The sequence below is a fragment of the Bacillus sp. SRI_025 genome (genome assembly GCF_057592095.1).
In genome coordinates this window covers 380,569-397,200 of sequence record NZ_JBYEGB010000004.1, presented here as the reverse complement: position 1 = coordinate 397,200, position 16,632 = coordinate 380,569, and the positions used below count along the sequence as shown (strand labels likewise).

The following is a 16,632-nucleotide window of genomic DNA, read 5'->3' as shown; positions in this document are numbered from 1 at the left end:
GATACTTTCTTTAGAGAAAAGAAAGAAGGTGAAACCAATTGATTTATACCTGCACCTTAAATCCTGCTATTGACCTATATATTGCATTAAAAGAAATGCGGGCAAATGCTGTCAACCGCACGGAAGATGAAGATTATCAGCCGAATGGAAAAGGCGTGAACGTGTCGATTATGCTAAAGAAATATGGCTTCACCAGCACCGCATTAGGATTTATCGCTGGGTTTTCAGGCTCTTATATTGAACAATCCTTAAAGGATCTCTCCATTCAGACCGATTTTATCTCGGTTGAAGGAATTACACGCATTAATGTTTTTATCAATACGACAGAAGAATACAAGCTCGTGAACCAGGGCCCTGCGATTGAAGAAAAAGCGCTTCACACCTTTCGTGAGAAAATTGCAGCTATCCCGCAGGGGGGCATCCTCATCATGTCAGGCAGTCTGCCAAAGGGCGTTCCTGCCAGCATTTTTTCAGAAGTAGCAGCTATTTGCCATCAACAGAAGGTCAAGTTCATTTTAGACACAAGCTCTGCAGCGGTTCTTGAGACGCTTCAATACAAGCCGTATTTATTAAAACCAAATGAAGAAGAAATTGCTGCTTTTTTCGGCAAAACACATCCTCTGTCAGAAAAAGAACTCATTCAATCAGGAGAAAAGCTTATTGAGATGGGTGCAGAGCAAGTGCTTATTTCCCGCGGGGGAGAAGGGGCTTTGTTCATTACGAAAAACGCCGTCTTAAAAGGAAACGCACCGACAGGCATTGTAGTAAACACAGCTTGCTCTGGAGATGCGATGCTTGCAGCTTTTCTTAGTAAACAGCTTGAAGGACATTCACCTGAAGAATGCTTACGATACGGCATTGCAACAGGAGCCTCTACCGCATTTTCGAAAGGCTTAAGTGATTTACATGACATTGATTCATTGATTGAGCAAGTACACATACAGAAAATATAAGGGGGAATACACATGAGCCGTAAAAAAATTGTCGCTGCAACCGGCTGTCCAACAGGCATTGCACACACATTCATGGCAGCTGAAGCATTAAAAATCGCTGCTGAGCAACTAGGGGTCGACATCAAAGTCGAAACGCATGGTCAAGTAGGAGTTGAAAACGCTTTAACCGATCAAGACATTATGGAAGCAGATGGAGTCATTGTGGCAGCCGACAAAGATGTGCATACAGACCGTTTTCACGGCAAGCCACTGATTGAAGTGCCTGTAGCCAAAGGCATTCGCACGCCGACTGAGCTGATTCAGAGCATTATCAATGGAGATGCTCCCGTTCATCAAGTGAAAGGAAGAGCTTCTGGAACAGAGAAACCATCTGCTCCTTCATCCTCTCAACAAAAATCGGCAAATAAATGGATACACACCATTTATAAGCACTTAATGAACGGTGTATCACACATGCTGCCATTTGTCGTTGGAGGCGGGGTCTTAATAGCTATTTCCTTTCTATTCGGAATCTACTCTGCTGATCCTCAGCACGAAACGTATCATCCGTTTGCTGCCTATTTGAAAAGCATTGGCGGACTTGGCTTTAGCTTAATGGTACCAATTTTAGCAGCATTTATCGCTGATTCAATTGCAAGACGCCCAGGGATGGTCGTCGGTTTTATAGGAGGGCTCCTTGCAAATGATGGAGGTGCTGGATTCTTAGGCGGTATTATCGCAGGTTTTGCAGCAGGATATATCATTTTATTGCTTCAATTCTTGCTTCAAAAATTACCAGCATCACTTGATGGATTAAAATCGATCTTCATCTATCCTGTCATCGGTATTTTCTTAATTGGGGCTGTCATGACCCCGCTATTGGTTCCAATCACAGGGCTAAATAATTCCTTAATGGATTTTCTCTCATCTGTACAATCCACAAATCCGCTGCTTTTAGGCTTAATTGTGGGAGCAATGTGTGGATTTGATATGGGCGGACCATTTAACAAAGCAGCCTATGTTACAGGAACGGCTTTACTTGCACAAGGCAACCTTTACTTTATGGCAGGTGTGTCTGCAGCATGTATCACACCACCACTTATCATTGCGATTGCTACAACCATTTTCCGAAAACATTTCACGCCACAAGAACGAAATGCTGGGGCAATCAACTATATTCTGGGGGCGACACATATTACAGAAGGAGCCATCCCATTTGCGGCAAAAAACCCAGTCGTTGTCCTGCCAATTATCATGTTTGGTTCCGCCATCTCTGCTATATTGACATATTTGTTTGGCGTACAGGTTCCAGCTCCGCATGGTGGATTCCTTGTCCTTCCAGTTGTCACAGGTGCATTCCAATGGGTGCTTTCCATACTAATCGGATCAATTGTAGGTGCGATTCTATACGGACTTTACCGTAAAAAAATAGACAAACCCGCAGTTTAAGAGGGAGGAAGAGAAATAATGGAACATATCTATATGAATCTTCACGAAACAGCTTCTTCACAGGCTGGCGTGTTCGCAGCCATTGCTGACATTGCCTACAAAGCAGGTATTTGCACCTCACCAGAGGATGTCAAAAAGGGCTTAGCGGAAAGAGAAGCACTGAGTACAACTGGATTTCAAGATGGATTTGCTATTCCGCATACACAAACAGAAGCCATCACGAAACCAGCACTTGTGATCGTCCGCACGGAAACAGGCATTGAATGGGACGCTTTTGATGGGAAACCTTGCTTTTTCTTCTTATCCTTACTGATCCCTAAAAGTGAAGCAGGGACGACTCATTTAAAGGCTCTTTCTGCCCTTTCACGAGGCTTAATGGATGAAACGAAACGTCAAAAACTGCTGGAAACAAGAACAAATGAAGACATGCTTGCTGTATTAGAAGCGGATATTTTAACTAGAGAGGATGTTTGATCATGCCTTTACTTTCAACAACACCAATGCTTGAGGCTGCGAAAAAAGAAAAATACGGAATTGTGGCATTCAATGTGCACTCCTTTGACAGTATCTATTGGGTGCTCGAAACTGCTGCAGAATTAAAGTCACCTGTGATATTGCAAACAACGGTTGGAACGGTTCAATCTCTTGGAGCAAAAGCGATTGCAGATACAGTGAAGGCGGCGGCTGATCAATATCAAATCCCAATCGGTCTTCACCTCGATCATTGCACAGACTTTGATGTGATTCTCACCTGTATCAGAGCGGGATATACATCCGTTATGATCGATGCATCTATGCATTCATATGAAGAAAATGTTCGTCGCACAAAAGAAGTCGTGGATCTTGCCTTAAAAGTGGGTGTAAATGTCGAAGCAGAATTAGGCAAGGTAGGCGGTGTCGAAGATGATATCGTTGTTGATGAAAAGGATGCTGAAAAAGCCGTTCCATCAGAATGCTGTCAATTTGTAGAAGAAACTGGGGTGCCCACTTTAGCGCCTGCGATTGGTACTGCCCATGGCATTTATAAAGGGGTGCCGGATATTGACTTTGCCCGCATTGAACAAATTGCGGACCTGGTCGATGTACCACTTGTTCTCCACGGTGGTTCTGCTGTACCGGATGAGGATGTGAAGCGATGCGTTGCACTTGGTATGGCAAAGGTGAATGTCTCAACTGAATTGAAAAATGCATACTCCGAGGCCATACGTGATCATTTCTCAAATGAACCTGAAAGCTTAGATCCGCGTATGTATTTACAAAAAGCAAAACAAGCAGCAAAAGACATGGTCCAATCGAAAATACGAATCGTTGGCAGTGAGGGCAAAGCCCATCCGCTATATCAATAAGAAAAAAAGCAGAGCTGCAATTGCTCTGCTTTTTCACATTATTCGTTTTCTTTCATTTCATTTGATGTACGTACTCGTGCATTTCCCATAAATATGACTGTAATCGCCGCAAGTGCAATCGGGAATAAAGCAAGCAAAAATACATACGTAATACTTTGTGACATTGCATCGATGACTTTATTTAAAATATCAGTCGGAATTTGTGAGCGGGCACCTTCTTGGAAAATAGCCTGTGGATCGCCTATTTGAGAAGGGGCTCCTTTCATTCCGCTAAAGGCATCAGCTAAACGATTTGTCAGCACATTGGTTTGAATCGTCCCGAAAATCGTGACACCGAGCGTCATCCCAAGTGATCTCATAAATGAATTGGTCGAGTTTGCACTGCCTCGATAGCGCGGCTCAAGATCATTCATTGAAGCTGACGGCAGAAGGGAGAAGCTGAACCCGACCCCAAAGCCTGATATCATCATAAAGAGTGTGAGCCACAGTCTTGCTGTATCTGGTGACATATTGGCAAGCAGCAGCATCCCAGCGAAAAATGAAATGACAGAGATGGTCATAAGACGTCTGAAAGGCACTTTCGTCTGCATCGTTCCGCCAATCATACTGCCAATGACTGATCCAATCATCATCGGTGTTAAAATAAACCCTGCACTTGTTGCAGATTCACCGTACACCGCCTGCACGAAAATAGGAATAAACACAGCAAGAATAATGAATGTCCCGCCATATAAAAACGCCAAAATTTGAGATGTCGCAAATAATCGATTTTTAAACATCCAAAATGAGATAATCGGTTCCTCAGCTTTACGCTCAACAATAAAGAAGATCGTACCGAACACAAGAAACACAGCAAAAAGTGTGAGGATTTGCACCGAATCCCAAGCATAAGATTTACCGCCAAGCTCAAGCGCGAACATTAAGCTGACAACCGCAACGACAAGTGTAATAGCACCTGACCAGTCGATTTTCTGCTTACGATGTTCAAGCGATTCCTGATAATATCTGGCGATCAAGAAGACACTGACAATACCAATCGGCACATTAATATAGAAAACCCAATGCCAGCCGATCGAATCCGTAATAATAGCACCTAAGAGCGGTCCGAGTACACTTGATAAACCAAAGACAGCTCCAAACATACCAGACATTTTTCCACGCTTTTCAGGCGGGAAGATGTCAAAGATAATTGTAAATGCGATTGGAAGAAGGGCACCGCCTCCAAGCCCTTGAATGGCTCGGTAAATAATGAGCTGATCCATCGTTTGTGCGATACCGCACAGCGCTGATCCAATTAAAAAGAAAATAAGTCCAAACAGAAAAAAACGCTTTCGACCATACATATCAGAAAGCTTTCCGTAAATAGGCATTCCCGCCATTACTGCCACCATATAAGAAGCCGTCACCCAAGCAAATTTATCAAAACTGCCCAAATCTGCTACGATGCTTCCCATCGCTGTTGCAACAATGGTATTGTCCATCGCTGCCATAAAAATACCTAACAGCAAACCGATGACAACAAAGCGAGTGGATGCCTTGCCTTTATCCACATGATTCATTTCATTTACCTCCTGCTTACGTTCTCTCCTTATTTTTGCTATGATCAACTTAAATATTAAAGTAAGAGAACATTTATCTTGATGATCAAGATAAATTGATTTTAAAGGGAGGAGAACAAGTTGTCAATAAAGAACGAGGCTGAAGACAGAGCAACCCAGATCATCCATACAATGAGGCGCCTCGCCACACGAACCGTATTATTCCACCAAGCGGCCGCCCAATCACTTGGCCTTTTTCCAACAGATCTTAAATCCGCCGATTTATTAAACGAACTCGGCCCCCTTACAGCAGGAGAACTAAGTGAAAAAACAGGTCTTAGCTCTGGTGCAGTCACAGCTCTCATTGACCGGCTTGAAAAAGCGGGCTACGCCAAAAGAGAAAAGGACCCAAAGGACAAACGAAGAGTTATCATCGTTCCATTAACGGCAGGGAAATCACAGGTGAAAGAACTCTTTCGATCCTTATCAACATCAACGAAGGAACTCACAAATGAATACAAACCAGAAGAATTAGACTTAATTATTCAATTTATAACTGAAGCAGCAGATATCATGGAGCAAGAACTTCAATTGCTTAAGTCTAAATCGTAAAAAGTACACTGATGCGGGTGTGCTTTTTCTAAGTGCATTCCTAATTCATGTAGGGATTGCCTCGACTAGTGACATCTTCCTTACCATAAAAGTGCTCTATAACTCTTTTTTATAATGGAGTAGCTCAAAAAATGTTCTATTTAAAAGATTGTTCTAAAAACTATATTATAATTGTTATGACAAAAATGGAGCTAATGAATTCTATAGTTTGCTTTTCAATTGAAACAATGTTCATTTACATAATCAGTATTGTTTTTGTATCTTAATGCCTATTTAATGACAAACTTTGTATTGGTAAAATTGACCTTGTCAATGAATAGGAAGGAGTGAATTCTGCTGGGGAAGATACTTGATGCAAAAGCACTAACAAGTGCCATGGACACAAGGGCAAAACACTATCAGGAACTCCGCGAACAAATGGTAGATTTAAAACAGGCATTACAAAGTGTTGCCAATCTTGGTGATGATTTTACTGGGAAAGGTGCCGATAACATTAAAAGCTTCTACAAAGAGCTCGCCGGAAATGTAGACATGTTTATCAGCTTCATTGATAAGCAAAAAGCCTTTCATGAAGGTGTTTCTGGGACACTTGATGATACGAGCTTTGGCGGCGATACCTTTGTAGAAGAACACTTTTTAGATAACGCAGTACATATGGGCATCAAAAATGCCAAAAGCATTGTAAAGGATCAAAAAAAGGCACTCAAAACGATTTTTGAAGATATTGATGACCTCATATCTCTAGAGGTATTTGATAGTCAAACCTTTGATGAGAAAATAGAAGATGCGGAAGATGAACGAAAAAAGACGGTCAAAGATCTAAGAGAGCTTGATCAAAATTTAAAAGATGAATATGCTTTGTCAGAGACAGAGCAGCAAGCTACAATGGCATTGTACGCTGAAATGATGAATGCGACAAATGACGGAAAAGTGATTTCGCCTATGAATTTTGACAAGAAAGCGTATCAAAATAGCGAAATCTACAAGGCAAAAAGCGATATTGAAAAGCAAACTTCTGAATATCTGAAAATCAAAAAAGAACAAGAAGAAGCCCGAAAGATTGCGAAGGAACAAGAAGCCCTCGCCAACCGTCCTTGGTATGAAAAAGCGCTCGATTACGGTGGAAATATCGTCAATGAACTGACTGGTGTGAACGATGCAAAACGTGCCGCAACAGGTGTTGATCCGATCACAGGCGAGGAACTCACCGCAGGTCAGCGAGTCGCGGCAGGAGGCATGGCAGCAGCCGGTTACATCCCAATCGTTGGCTGGGCAGGACGCATTTTCAAAGGCGGAAAGGCTGTCTATAAAACCACCCAAGCCACATCAGCCGCAGTCAGAGCAGTCGACATCTACAAGACATCACAAAAATCCTTTGACGCCCTGAAGACATCTCAAAAAGGATTATATGGCCTCACCGTCACCAACGGCTTCAGCGAAGCAATCACAGGCCGCGATATGTTTGGAAATAAGGTCTCGAAAGAACAGCAGGAAGCGAGTATGAATGCGGCGCTTGGAATGCTTTTGCCGTTCGGGGCGAAAGGGTTTCATGGGAAGATGGGGGTAAAGAGTACAGGTATACCTAATATCTCAAAAAGGCATGATGAAATTGCTCATAAAAGTTATTATGGTAGAAAAGATTTTAGATCTAAGATAAATAATGCAGTATATTCTCATCATGATAATAAACATTTAAAGGCTAGGACTGCTGAAGAAGCCAAACGTTTTAGTGAGACAGGGAAAAGAAATGCTCAATACCTGCCTGAAATAAATAATAAAGTCTTAGAAAAAGAGGCTCTTCAAAAAGGGCATATCATTGATAACGGCAACAATAATTTTTATTTCATTTATGATACAGGTAAAATTGTTGGTTATGATAATGGTAAATCTACTAGTTGGATTAGGGGAGAACTGACGAGTGGCAATGTGTATCACGGCCACCCGATTGCTGGAGACAGATTAACTAAATATTTAAATAAATTAGGAATAAAATAACTAGAATATTAACAAAGAGGTCAGATGATGATGAGAAAATATGTGAAACTTGATATTCCCGAAGTAAACATTCACCCTTTAAGAATAACTGAAGGTTGGATTGTACGCTATAATAATTTTAGGGAAATTGACCCTAAAAAGTTAGAAGCAGAAGATGATAGATGGTTTATGTTCACTGAAAGTTTATTACAACTTTATCATGAGAAATCATCAATAACATTGGATTTAGGGTGGTATCCTGATTTATCTTCTGATGGTAACTACCTTGTTCTAATAGTTAAAAATACAGATTGGGACAATCCTATTGAGGAATTCAGCTCGGATGACTATACCAAAGTGATTGATTTTATAGAATTTCATTTGAAAGAAATTACATCCAACTGGTGGAAATAAAATAATAGATACTTATTTACTAACAAATTAACATCGCTAGTTTCTTCAGTTTTACTCGTTTTTGATCAATTTTTGAGGCTGTAGGTACTCGAATGTGTTCTCAGAGTAATTTCATAATTAGGAGACTCTATATGTTTAGAGAATTAGATAATCTTTTATCTGCTGATACAACAGTAGATTCATGGTCTGATGACGGGTGTTTGATTGCTAGTGAGATACTCTCTGATTTTAGCCTAAACGACTGGGAAGAACTATCAAATCAGGTGCTTAATAAACCAATAGAGTGGCAGCGTAAAATCGCTTATTGTCTGGATAATGAGTGCAAAGAATATGAGTTAAATATTTTAATAGATTTGTTGAATACTAATGATAACGAATTATTTGAGATTTGTATTGATACTTTGAGAAGTTTCCCAATTGAAGAAGGCAAGAAATTGATATTGAACAAACCTCAAATTTTAGAACGTGTAAATCATGTAGTGGCTACTACTACGAATTCACCAGTAAAAGGAGTTCTTCAAGACTTTCTTTCAAACATGCATTCAAATTAGTTCATTTTTTTTAATGAGATTACGCAAAAAAACCTTGATTGGCTCAATGCCTTTCAAGGTTTTTTGTGTTATTGGACTTCAAATTGAGAAAAAATCGCCAAAAGGGAGATGAGGACCTTTTTTCCTGTGTGGGTCACGTATGATAGAGACAAGCCACTTTAACGGCGAACTTTTTCATAAGAAAATGAGGTTGGTACAATAAACAGAATAACATCCTCTAAATAGTGCATAGAGAATGCTGCTCTGTTTAGAAGGGGAAATAATTTCAATTTATTTGTTCAATCAAATTCACAAATTCGAGTTCAATATTCCCCTTTAATTTTAAAGAATGACCCACGAATCGTTCCAGCTAGTTTAGACTTCTGCCTAGCAAATTTAAATTTTCCTTCTAATTCCTTTGGTACGTCCATCCCTTCAGAAAGCTTAAAACCAACAGCACGTTTTTTCGGGTCATCCACTGTATACAGGACGTTAATTGCAAGACCATCCTCATAAAAGACGTAGGTCCATTTGATATTTTCCACTTGAAAACTTGCCGTTTCTAAAGGTTTGGATGCAAACTCTAGTTCACGTTCTTCTTTTAACACTCGGTTCACATAATCAAGGGTCTCCTGACTTTCGCTGGCAGGTAATACTGTAAATTCATGCTTATATTTGTTCATAAAGTAACGAGCCTCATTCGCTCGTAAGCCAGCAAGTGCTTCTGCTACAGGTGAAGACTCTAAACCAATCGTAGACACATGTTTAAAATCAACGATATAAGCCATTTCTATCCCTCCATATCCTTGTTATTTCCGTACAACAGGAATCCACATCTCACCAAGTAATAAGTCGTTTCGCTGTCCCATTTCTACCACTGCATTTGGTCCACCAACATAGGCAAAATTCTTTGCTTCAGGCAAGACTTGACCAAATGCAATACCAGTAAGCGTTTGATGCAATTCATCAGCGGTTTTAGCTTCCCCTTTAACGATTAGATATTCCCCTTTAGGAAATTGAATTACTCTGTCCGCTTCTGGTAACGATTCCTCTGTCATAACCCCTACATAATGCATCAGCTTGTTATTTACCGATTCGTTTACGATAAAAATATAGTCATTTGTGGCAATGGTTTTTAAGCTGTCAAGCTTACCTTCTTGGTTGACTGCTTGCCAAAAGTCTGCTTTTTCCTTCGTTATGCCCGCATAGTCTGTGTAATGACTCTTAAGTTCAGTTCCAATACCTAACACGTGAAAGCTGTCTTTTTCTTCTAGTATATACTCTGCCATATTCAACACTTCCTTTTGGTGAATTGATCAAATGTTTTTTTCACTTGATAAATATATAATAGGCTTAAACCATGTCAAAAAATGATACTGTTTAGGAGGACCAGATGAAAAAAGTTGAACGGATTAATACCATCATGCGGTATATTAACAACCGCTCCAACTTTACAATTACTGAAATCATGAGAGAATTTCATATCTCTCGTTCGACAGCAATTAGAGACATCAGAGAAATTGAAGCTATGGGGATGCCACTTGTCGCAGAAGTAGGAAGGGACGGAGGATATTTTGTAATGAACAATTCTGTCCTGCCAACTGTCCGTTTTACCGATAATGAGATTAAAGCTCTTTTTATTGCCTTTATGGCCACGAGAAACCAACAACTCCCTTATTTAAAGAGTCGCCAGTCTTTAGCTGAAAAATTACTAGGACTCATCTCTGAAACCCAGCAAGATGACCTTGTTCTGTTAAATCGCCTCATGCTATTTGAAGGGGCCAACCCGAATAATCCTGATCTGCTTGATTTGTCCGATCTCCCTCACCCCATGTTAGAAAAATTAATCCAATTGCTTATTTTGGATCGATATTTACTGATTACCATGAGAGAGGAGAAAGTGATCAAGTCCTATCCTATTTACCTTTTGAACCTTTATCGTGAAAAAAGCCTGTGGTTGATTGAATGCTTTGATGTAAAGGAAGAGAAGAAACGGATTTTGCCTGTCGACAATCTCACAGATGTAAAACCATGCTCTACAAAAAATAGATTAAGCAGGAAAAAGATTTTAGAAAAACTAAGTAAGCAGGAGGAGGTAATCAACCTTGTCCTTGAACTTGGTCCAAAGGCAATTGCACAGTTCAAAAAATACCATCCTTTCAAAATGTCAATTTCTTATACGAATCCTTACCAAACTACAGCCATTTTAAAGACTTTTATCAATGTTAATCATTCAGAAGAAATAACCGAAATAACAAATTGGCTATTTTTCCTAGGCGATGATATCAAGGTCCAGGAAATGCCTGTAGAAATCTTGGAAAGTTTACAAGAGAGACTACTCCTATATTGTCCATAATCAATGCTGGTTAGACCTCATATTAGATACATGAAGGTGAGTCGTATTTCGAATCAAATCTCAATGAACCACCAATCTTACTTCCATCTTCTGTAGATCTCAGCTGCGGAAGAAACGGTTAAAGATTTAATAGAACTCGATCAAAATTTAAAAGGTGAATATTCTTTGTTAGAGACAGAGCAGCAAACTACAATGGCATTGTAAGCCGAAATGATGAATGCGACAAATGATGGAACAGCGATTCCTATGAATTTTGACAAGAAGGCAGTTAAATACATTTTAGATAAAGGGGTTAATTTTATTGATTTCTTATGATGAAGAACTAATAAAGGATTTGGAATTAAAAGACCTTCTTAAAAGTGTCAAAGTACATAAAAATCCCGAAATTTATTTAGATTTAATAGAACAAAAATTTGATTTTGCTGGTTCAAAAATAGATTGGTTACAAACCAATAAACATTATAGTAAGAGCTCAAATAATGAATCGTTACTTCCTGATGCTCTTCTATTTATAACTGAATTAAAAGGCAAATATTTAGATAATCACTTACAAGTAATTTACATAGGGGATAACCTTACAGAGTTTGGGTATCAGTTTGAATTAAAACATTTAGAAGAGCTACTAATCTATTTTTTAAATATCCCTCAGCACCACTACTTTATATCATTAAAAGGTGATTGGTGTATTTGTATTTCATTTGAAAACGATTTGGATTTCGGATTTAGTTTAAACAAAAAATAATTTTAAACGTCACGTATAGGAAAAATAAAAGATGATAAGAAGTGAAAAAACCTTGACTGGCTTTATATCATTCAAGGTTTTTTGTGTTTATTGGTCCTCAAACACTTAAAAAAAGACAAAGGATTCTTTGCCTGAAAGCACACTCAAATTGTGTGTTTTTCTTATGAAAAGAACACACAATCGCTGCACAGCACGTGCTGAAGACATTTGGACTTCTTTGATGCATGTGAGTTGATTAGACTTATAAGCAAAGAGAAGAAAGGAGGAATTCCAACTGTACTTAACCAAAAGGGGCACGACTTTACTATCTATGCTGCTTCACACGACATCTTATCTATCAATAGAAGATTTACAGAATCGGATGAAAGTCTCGACTCGAACCGTTTACGCTGAAATCAAACGAATGAACAGCTGGCTGGAAACTCATCAGCTTAGTGGTGTGCAGCGAAAAGGTCAACTTGGCTATTATTTAAATCCTCTGGAAAAAGAAATCATTATTCAAAAAGCTGATACCATTCTTGTTGGTCACGATTATGAACCATGTAAAAAGGAACGAAGGGCTATCTTGCTTTTATCCATAGCATGCAGTGAGCATTGCCTAAGAATTGATGATTTCATGAAGATGACAAAGGTGAGCCGAAATACATTGCTCGAGGATATGAAACAGCTAAAAGAGGCGCTTTCAAAGCAGGAGATCACACTCCGCTATCAGGCAGCAAGCGGCTATGTGATTTCAGGAGACGAAAGGGTCATTCGATTGGCACTCAAACCTTATATACATTTCATTCGCACAATGATAAAAAACGATAAAACGTTTCCGTCATTTTGGTTAAAGGGACCTATTTCGTCCAAACGGGTACACCATCTCCTCCAGCAGTCAGAACAAGAACTTAAGCTTGAATTTGCAGATGAGATGCTGGATCAGCTCTCTTTGGATCTCTTTTTCTACTTCAAGCGGATGAAGCTAGGGCATGCTGTACACATTTCAAACGAAGAAAAGCGAACATTGCAGGAAACAGAGGAATGCTTGGCGGCTATTCGTTTCATGGCGAAGATTCAAAAAGAGGCCAGTCTCATTGTTCATGATGATGAGATCTATTTTCTTAGCACCTTATGGCTCAGTGCCAAAAAACAAAAACTTCCATCAATTAAAAAACCAGAAGAACATCTCATTCGCACCATCGCCAGACAAATGATATTTGACTTTCAGCGATTTGCTTGTATTTCCTTTCAAGAACCAAAAGCATTGGAGCAAAACTTAACCATGCATTTAATTCCAGCTTATTACAGGCTCATATATCACATTGGTATAATTAACGAACTGACGGAGTCTATAAAAAAAGCACAGCCAGAAGTATTTGAAATCACTCAAAAAGTTGCCTGCCATTTAGAAAAGGCGGCCTGTTCCAAGTTGAGTGACCATGAAATTGCATATCTCGCCATGCATTTTGGCAGCTGGATGAGAAGGGAAGGAATTTCATCCATTGTTAAGCGTTCTGTATACATTGTCTGCGGAGAAGGAATCGGCACAAGTAACATGCTGAAAACTCAGCTCCTCGAATTAATCGGCTACATCGAAGTACGCGGGCTGTTATCAAAGCGTGCATATGAAGAATTAGCAGCCGTTGATGCAGATTTCGTTGTGTCCACAACACCTATTTCGTTTAAAGGAAAACCAGTTCATCTCGTTCATCCTATTTTAACTGCCTATGAGAAAAAAACATTACTTCAATACGGGAAAGACTTAGAAACGATGGTTGACGAGCAGCATGTAAACGCTTTATTCAACATCATTCAGCAGCATACCATCGTACAAAATAAACAAGCACTGCTTCGTGACATTCAGGAGCTGCTTCATCCCACATATGTATCCTATCAGAAAGGGTGGAACCCAGTGTTAAACGATTTATTAACAGAACAAACCATTAAGCTCCACCAAACAGCAGACACATGGCAAGAGGCGATTACAAAAGCGGCGCAGCCTTTACTTGACCAAAATGCCATTGAACCAAGTTATGTAGAAGCCATGATTCAGTCTGTTCATCATAATGGTCCTTATATTGTGATTGCACCACAAGTGGCCATTCCACATGCAAGGCCCGAGGATGGCGTGAACAAATTGAGCATGACACTCATGTCATTCAAACAGCCCATTTCGTTTTCAAAAGATGGCAAAAAGCAGGTGCGGCTTGTCATTGTGTTAGCCGCTATTGACAGCATGAGCCACTTGAAAGCACTCAAACAGCTGACCATGCTGTTAAGTGAAGAGAAACGGACGAAACAATTGATTGAAGCAGAAGATTTAGCATCGGTTCAAGAATTAATTGATCAATTTTCACAAGTATAAAGGGGGAAAAAGAGAATGAAAAAAATTCTAGTTGTATGTGGAAACGGGTTAGGGAGCAGCTTTATTGTAGAAATGAATGTCAAAAAAGCATTAGAAGAATTAGGTCTTGAAGCTGAGGTGGATCATACCGATCTCAGTACAAGTAAAAATGAACAAGCAGACCTTTATATCGGGGCAGCTGATATTATTGACCAACTGAATGACGGCACAAGAAATGTGGCTGGCTTAAATAATTTGTTAGACCAGAAAGCCATTAAGGACGTCCTTCGTCAACACATTTAAGTCATGAAAAAGGGGGATTCACATCATGATAGAACTGATCATGAACGATATATTGGGCACACCTGCCATTCTTATCGGTTTATTTGCTCTAGCCGGTTTACTTTTGCAGAAAAAATCAGCCGCAGATACTGTGTCAGGCACCTTGAAAACAACCATGGGCTTTTTAATATTAGGGGCGGGCGCTACAGTGGTTTCGGATTCACTCGGGGTTTTTCGAAAGATGTTTGAAGCAGCCTTTCACATTCAAGGGGTTGTGCCAAATACAGATGCTATGGCCGCCATTGCTCAAAAAGAATTCGGTACACAGACAGCACTCATTATGATTTTTGGCATGCTGGTCAATTTGTTACTTGCAAGATTCACACCCTTTAAATACGTCTTTTTGACTGGGCATCATACGTTGTATATGGCAGCTATGCTCGCCGTCGTTCTCTCAACAGCCGGCATGCACGGGTGGCTGCTCATCTCAACTGGTTCAATGATATTAGGGGCAGCTATGGTCATTGCACCCGCAATCCTTCAGCCGTTTACGAGGAAAGTCACCGGAAGCAATGATCTCGCGCTCGGACACTTCAGTACTTTCGGTTATTTTACTGCGGGAATGATCGGCAAATGGGTTGGTTCTCCAGAAAAATCAACGGAAACCATTCAAGTGCCTAAATCACTCGGTTTTCTAAGAGATACATCTGTTGCCATTTCGATTACGATGGCTTTGCTGTTCTTTGCGATTGCACCGTTTGCAGGAATTCCTTTTATAGAACAAATTAGCGGGGGCACGAACTTCGCTGTCTTCATTCTCATTCAGGCGATTACGTTTGCTGCTGGTGTGTACATTATTTTAGCAGGGGTACGGATGGCCATTGGCGAGATCGTGCCTGCTTTCAAGGGGATTGCCGATCGATTCGTGAAGGGAGCAAAGCCGGCACTTGATGCGCCAACCGTTTTTCCATTTGCGCCAAATGCGGTCATTATTGGTTTTTTATGCAGCTTTGCAGGAGGCATCGTATCCATTTTTCTTTTACCTTTGTTTGGTTTAACTGTCATTGTCCCTGGTCTTGTCCCGCACTTTTTTTGCGGTGCTACAGCAGGAGTGTATGGCAATGCAACAGGAGGGGTAAGAGGTGCTGTCGCTGGGTCCTTTGTAAATGGGTTGCTTCTTTCCTTTTTACCTGCTTGTTTATTACCTGTGCTCGGAACCCTCGGCTTTGAAGGGACAACGTTTGGAGATACAGACTTTGGTATCATCGGAATCTTAATTGGATTGATCAAGTTTTTATTTCAGCTGTAAAAAGGAGGAGACTGAGATTGACAGCCACTTTTTCACCTTCACTGATGTGCATGGATCTCACGCATTTCCGTGAACAAATTCATCTTCTCAACACGAGAGCAGACCGGTACCATGTCGATGTGATGGATGGGCATTATGTGAAGAATATGACGTTATCACCCTTTTTCATTGAACAGCTTCGGAAACTGACAAATTTACCGATTGATGTTCATCTAATGGCTGAACACCCCCAGGAATTTTTAATCGATGCATGTATTGATGCTGGCGCAACGATGATTTGTTTACATCCAGAAGTCGTGCAAAAAGATACCTTTCGAATCATCCGGCATATTCACCAAAGAAAATGTGAGGTTGGCTTTGTTCTAAATCCCACCACACCAGTTGCAGCATTAGAGTCCTTTATTCATTTAATAGACCGAGTGACGATCATGACGATCGATCCAGGCTTTGCCGGACAGCCATTTATTAAAGAAATGCTTCAGAAAATTAAACAGGTGAAAGATATCAAAAAACACGGAGGATACTCGTTTTCAATTGAAGTAGACGGCTCTTGTAATGAGAGCACGTTCCGGCTGCTTGCTGAGGCTGGAAATGAGATCTACATCATCGGCACCTCAGGTTTATTTGGACTTCATAAACAACTCGACACTGCTTGGGAAACAATGAAGCAAATATTTTCAAAAGAAACAGCTTCAATCGAATCACGTTAGTAAAAGAGAGGATGAAACCCATCCTCTTTTTTACGCAATTTTACTAAAACAACATTTACTCACCAAAACTTACCCAAAAACAAAATAAAAATCGCAAATCCACAATTGAAAG

17 protein-coding genes and 1 pseudogene are annotated in these 16,632 nt (G+C 40.1%); 15 read left to right on the top strand and 3 right to left on the bottom strand.

The features are described 5' to 3' along the window. Window positions 1–38: 38 nt before the first annotated feature. From pfkB to AC20OE_RS14305, 4 genes are read left to right on the top strand one after another with little or no spacing between them, the layout of a single operon-like run. Window positions 39–953, top strand: coding sequence for a 1-phosphofructokinase (pfkB, locus tag AC20OE_RS14320; protein ID WP_099663326.1), 915 nt, complete (start codon window positions 39–41; stop codon window positions 951–953). 12 nt (window positions 954–965) lie between these two features. Next, window positions 966–2,381 (top strand): PTS fructose transporter subunit IIC, encoded by a 1,416-nt coding sequence (locus tag AC20OE_RS14315; RefSeq protein WP_099663325.1) that lies wholly within the window; start codon window positions 966–968, stop codon window positions 2,379–2,381. Window positions 2,382–2,396: 15 nt separating this feature from the next. Further along, complete coding sequence (locus tag AC20OE_RS14310) at window positions 2,397–2,855, top strand: PTS sugar transporter subunit IIA (RefSeq protein WP_144491279.1); 459 nt, start codon at window positions 2,397–2,399, stop codon at window positions 2,853–2,855. A 2-nt stretch (window positions 2,856–2,857) separates the two neighbouring features. Next, window positions 2,858–3,727 (top strand): class II fructose-bisphosphate aldolase, encoded by an 870-nt coding sequence (locus tag AC20OE_RS14305; protein WP_487268917.1) that lies wholly within the window; start codon window positions 2,858–2,860, stop codon window positions 3,725–3,727. Between the two features lie 38 nt (window positions 3,728–3,765). Here the strand turns inward: AC20OE_RS14305 and AC20OE_RS14300 are convergent, their stop codons facing one another. Beyond that, window positions 3,766–5,286 carry an MDR family MFS transporter gene (locus AC20OE_RS14300; protein ID WP_059377354.1) on the bottom strand — a complete coding sequence of 507 codons (1,521 nt, stop codon included), beginning with the start codon at window positions 5,284–5,286 and terminating at the stop codon, window positions 3,766–3,768. Window positions 5,287–5,457: 171 nt separating this feature from the next. On the opposite strand from AC20OE_RS14300, the gene AC20OE_RS14295 reads away from it, so the two are divergent. The 4 genes from AC20OE_RS14295 to AC20OE_RS14280 all read left to right on the top strand — a co-directional run bounded on the left by AC20OE_RS14295 (window position 5,458) and on the right by AC20OE_RS14280 (window position 8,816). Then, entirely contained in the window at window positions 5,458–5,877 is a 420-nt protein-coding gene (locus AC20OE_RS14295; RefSeq protein ID WP_044335851.1) for a MarR family winged helix-turn-helix transcriptional regulator, read from the top strand. Between the two features lie 375 nt (window positions 5,878–6,252). Beyond that, window positions 6,253–7,872, top strand: a complete 1,620-nt coding sequence (locus AC20OE_RS14290; RefSeq protein WP_487268916.1) for a ribonuclease YeeF family protein — start codon at window positions 6,253–6,255, stop codon at window positions 7,870–7,872. 30 nt (window positions 7,873–7,902) lie between these two features. Next, window positions 7,903–8,265: a hypothetical protein gene (locus AC20OE_RS14285; protein WP_058838694.1), complete on the top strand. Its 363-nt coding sequence runs from the start codon at window positions 7,903–7,905 to the stop codon at window positions 8,263–8,265. 131 nt (window positions 8,266–8,396) lie between these two features. Then, window positions 8,397–8,816, top strand: a complete 420-nt coding sequence (locus tag AC20OE_RS14280; protein ID WP_099663322.1) for a hypothetical protein — start codon at window positions 8,397–8,399, stop codon at window positions 8,814–8,816. Between the two features lie 302 nt (window positions 8,817–9,118). Here AC20OE_RS14280 and AC20OE_RS14275 read toward each other — a convergent pair whose 3' ends face one another. Both AC20OE_RS14275 and AC20OE_RS14270 read right to left on the bottom strand, forming a co-directional pair. Then, on the bottom strand, window positions 9,119–9,583 hold the full coding sequence (locus AC20OE_RS14275) for a phage tail protein (protein WP_487268915.1): 465 nt from the start codon (window positions 9,581–9,583) through the stop codon (window positions 9,119–9,121). A gap of 21 nt (window positions 9,584–9,604) precedes the next feature. Further along, a complete protein-coding gene (locus tag AC20OE_RS14270; RefSeq protein ID WP_487268914.1) occupies window positions 9,605–10,084 on the bottom strand; it encodes a GyrI-like domain-containing protein in 480 nt (159 codons plus the stop codon). A gap of 104 nt (window positions 10,085–10,188) precedes the next feature. On the opposite strand from AC20OE_RS14270, the gene AC20OE_RS14265 reads away from it, so the two are divergent. The 7 genes and pseudogenes from AC20OE_RS14265 (at window position 10,189) to alsE (ending at window position 16,520) form a co-directional block, all read left to right on the top strand. Beyond that, window positions 10,189–11,151 carry a helix-turn-helix transcriptional regulator gene (locus AC20OE_RS14265; protein ID WP_487268913.1) on the top strand — a complete coding sequence of 321 codons (963 nt, stop codon included), beginning with the start codon at window positions 10,189–10,191 and terminating at the stop codon, window positions 11,149–11,151. A 108-nt stretch (window positions 11,152–11,259) separates the two neighbouring features. Beyond that, window positions 11,260–11,418 (top strand): annotated as a pseudogene (locus tag AC20OE_RS14260) (T7SS effector LXG polymorphic toxin); the annotation flags it as partial. Window positions 11,419–11,452: 34 nt separating this feature from the next. Next, window positions 11,453–11,893, top strand: coding sequence for a hypothetical protein (locus AC20OE_RS14255; protein WP_064498538.1), 441 nt, complete (start codon window positions 11,453–11,455; stop codon window positions 11,891–11,893). Between the two features lie 274 nt (window positions 11,894–12,167). Then, complete coding sequence (locus AC20OE_RS14250) at window positions 12,168–14,240, top strand: BglG family transcription antiterminator (protein ID WP_487268926.1); 2,073 nt, start codon at window positions 12,168–12,170, stop codon at window positions 14,238–14,240. Between the two features lie 15 nt (window positions 14,241–14,255). Further along, the gene (locus AC20OE_RS14245) at window positions 14,256–14,522 is read left to right on the top strand and encodes a PTS sugar transporter subunit IIB (protein WP_099663319.1); all 267 of its coding nucleotides are present in this window, start codon (window positions 14,256–14,258) and stop codon (window positions 14,520–14,522) included. A gap of 25 nt (window positions 14,523–14,547) precedes the next feature. After that, a complete protein-coding gene (gene ulaA, locus AC20OE_RS14240; protein ID WP_039179039.1) occupies window positions 14,548–15,810 on the top strand; it encodes a PTS ascorbate transporter subunit IIC in 1,263 nt (420 codons plus the stop codon). A 17-nt stretch (window positions 15,811–15,827) separates the two neighbouring features. Then, window positions 15,828–16,520, top strand: coding sequence for a D-allulose 6-phosphate 3-epimerase (alsE, locus tag AC20OE_RS14235; RefSeq protein WP_064498535.1), 693 nt, complete (start codon window positions 15,828–15,830; stop codon window positions 16,518–16,520). The last annotated feature ends 112 nt before the right edge of the window (window positions 16,521–16,632 follow it).

Bases quoted from the DNA above. Each gene is read 5' to 3' on its own strand.
- AC20OE_RS14245 (WP_099663319.1), top strand. From the start codon at position 14,256: ATGAAAAAAATTCTAGTTGTATGTGGAAACGGGTTAGGGAGCAGCTTT.
- AC20OE_RS14285 (WP_058838694.1), top strand. From the start codon at position 7,903: ATGAGAAAATATGTGAAACTTGATATTCCCGAAGTAAACATTCACCCT.
- AC20OE_RS14290 (WP_487268916.1), top strand. From the start codon at position 6,253: ATGGACACAAGGGCAAAACACTATCAGGAACTCCGCGAACAAATGGTA.
- AC20OE_RS14300 (WP_059377354.1), bottom strand. From the start codon at position 5,286: ATGAATCATGTGGATAAAGGCAAGGCATCCACTCGCTTTGTTGTCATC.
- AC20OE_RS14295 (WP_044335851.1), top strand. From the start codon at position 5,458: ATGAGGCGCCTCGCCACACGAACCGTATTATTCCACCAAGCGGCCGCC.
- AC20OE_RS14275 (WP_487268915.1), bottom strand. From the start codon at position 9,583: ATGGCTTATATCGTTGATTTTAAACATGTGTCTACGATTGGTTTAGAG.
- ulaA (WP_039179039.1), top strand. From the start codon at position 14,548: ATGATAGAACTGATCATGAACGATATATTGGGCACACCTGCCATTCTT.
- AC20OE_RS14280 (WP_099663322.1), top strand. From the start codon at position 8,397: ATGTTTAGAGAATTAGATAATCTTTTATCTGCTGATACAACAGTAGAT.
- AC20OE_RS14305 (WP_487268917.1), top strand. From the start codon at position 2,858: ATGCCTTTACTTTCAACAACACCAATGCTTGAGGCTGCGAAAAAAGAA.
- AC20OE_RS14270 (WP_487268914.1), bottom strand. From the start codon at position 10,084: ATGGCAGAGTATATACTAGAAGAAAAAGACAGCTTTCACGTGTTAGGT.
- AC20OE_RS14315 (WP_099663325.1), top strand. From the start codon at position 966: ATGAGCCGTAAAAAAATTGTCGCTGCAACCGGCTGTCCAACAGGCATT.
- AC20OE_RS14265 (WP_487268913.1), top strand. From the start codon at position 10,189: ATGAAAAAAGTTGAACGGATTAATACCATCATGCGGTATATTAACAAC.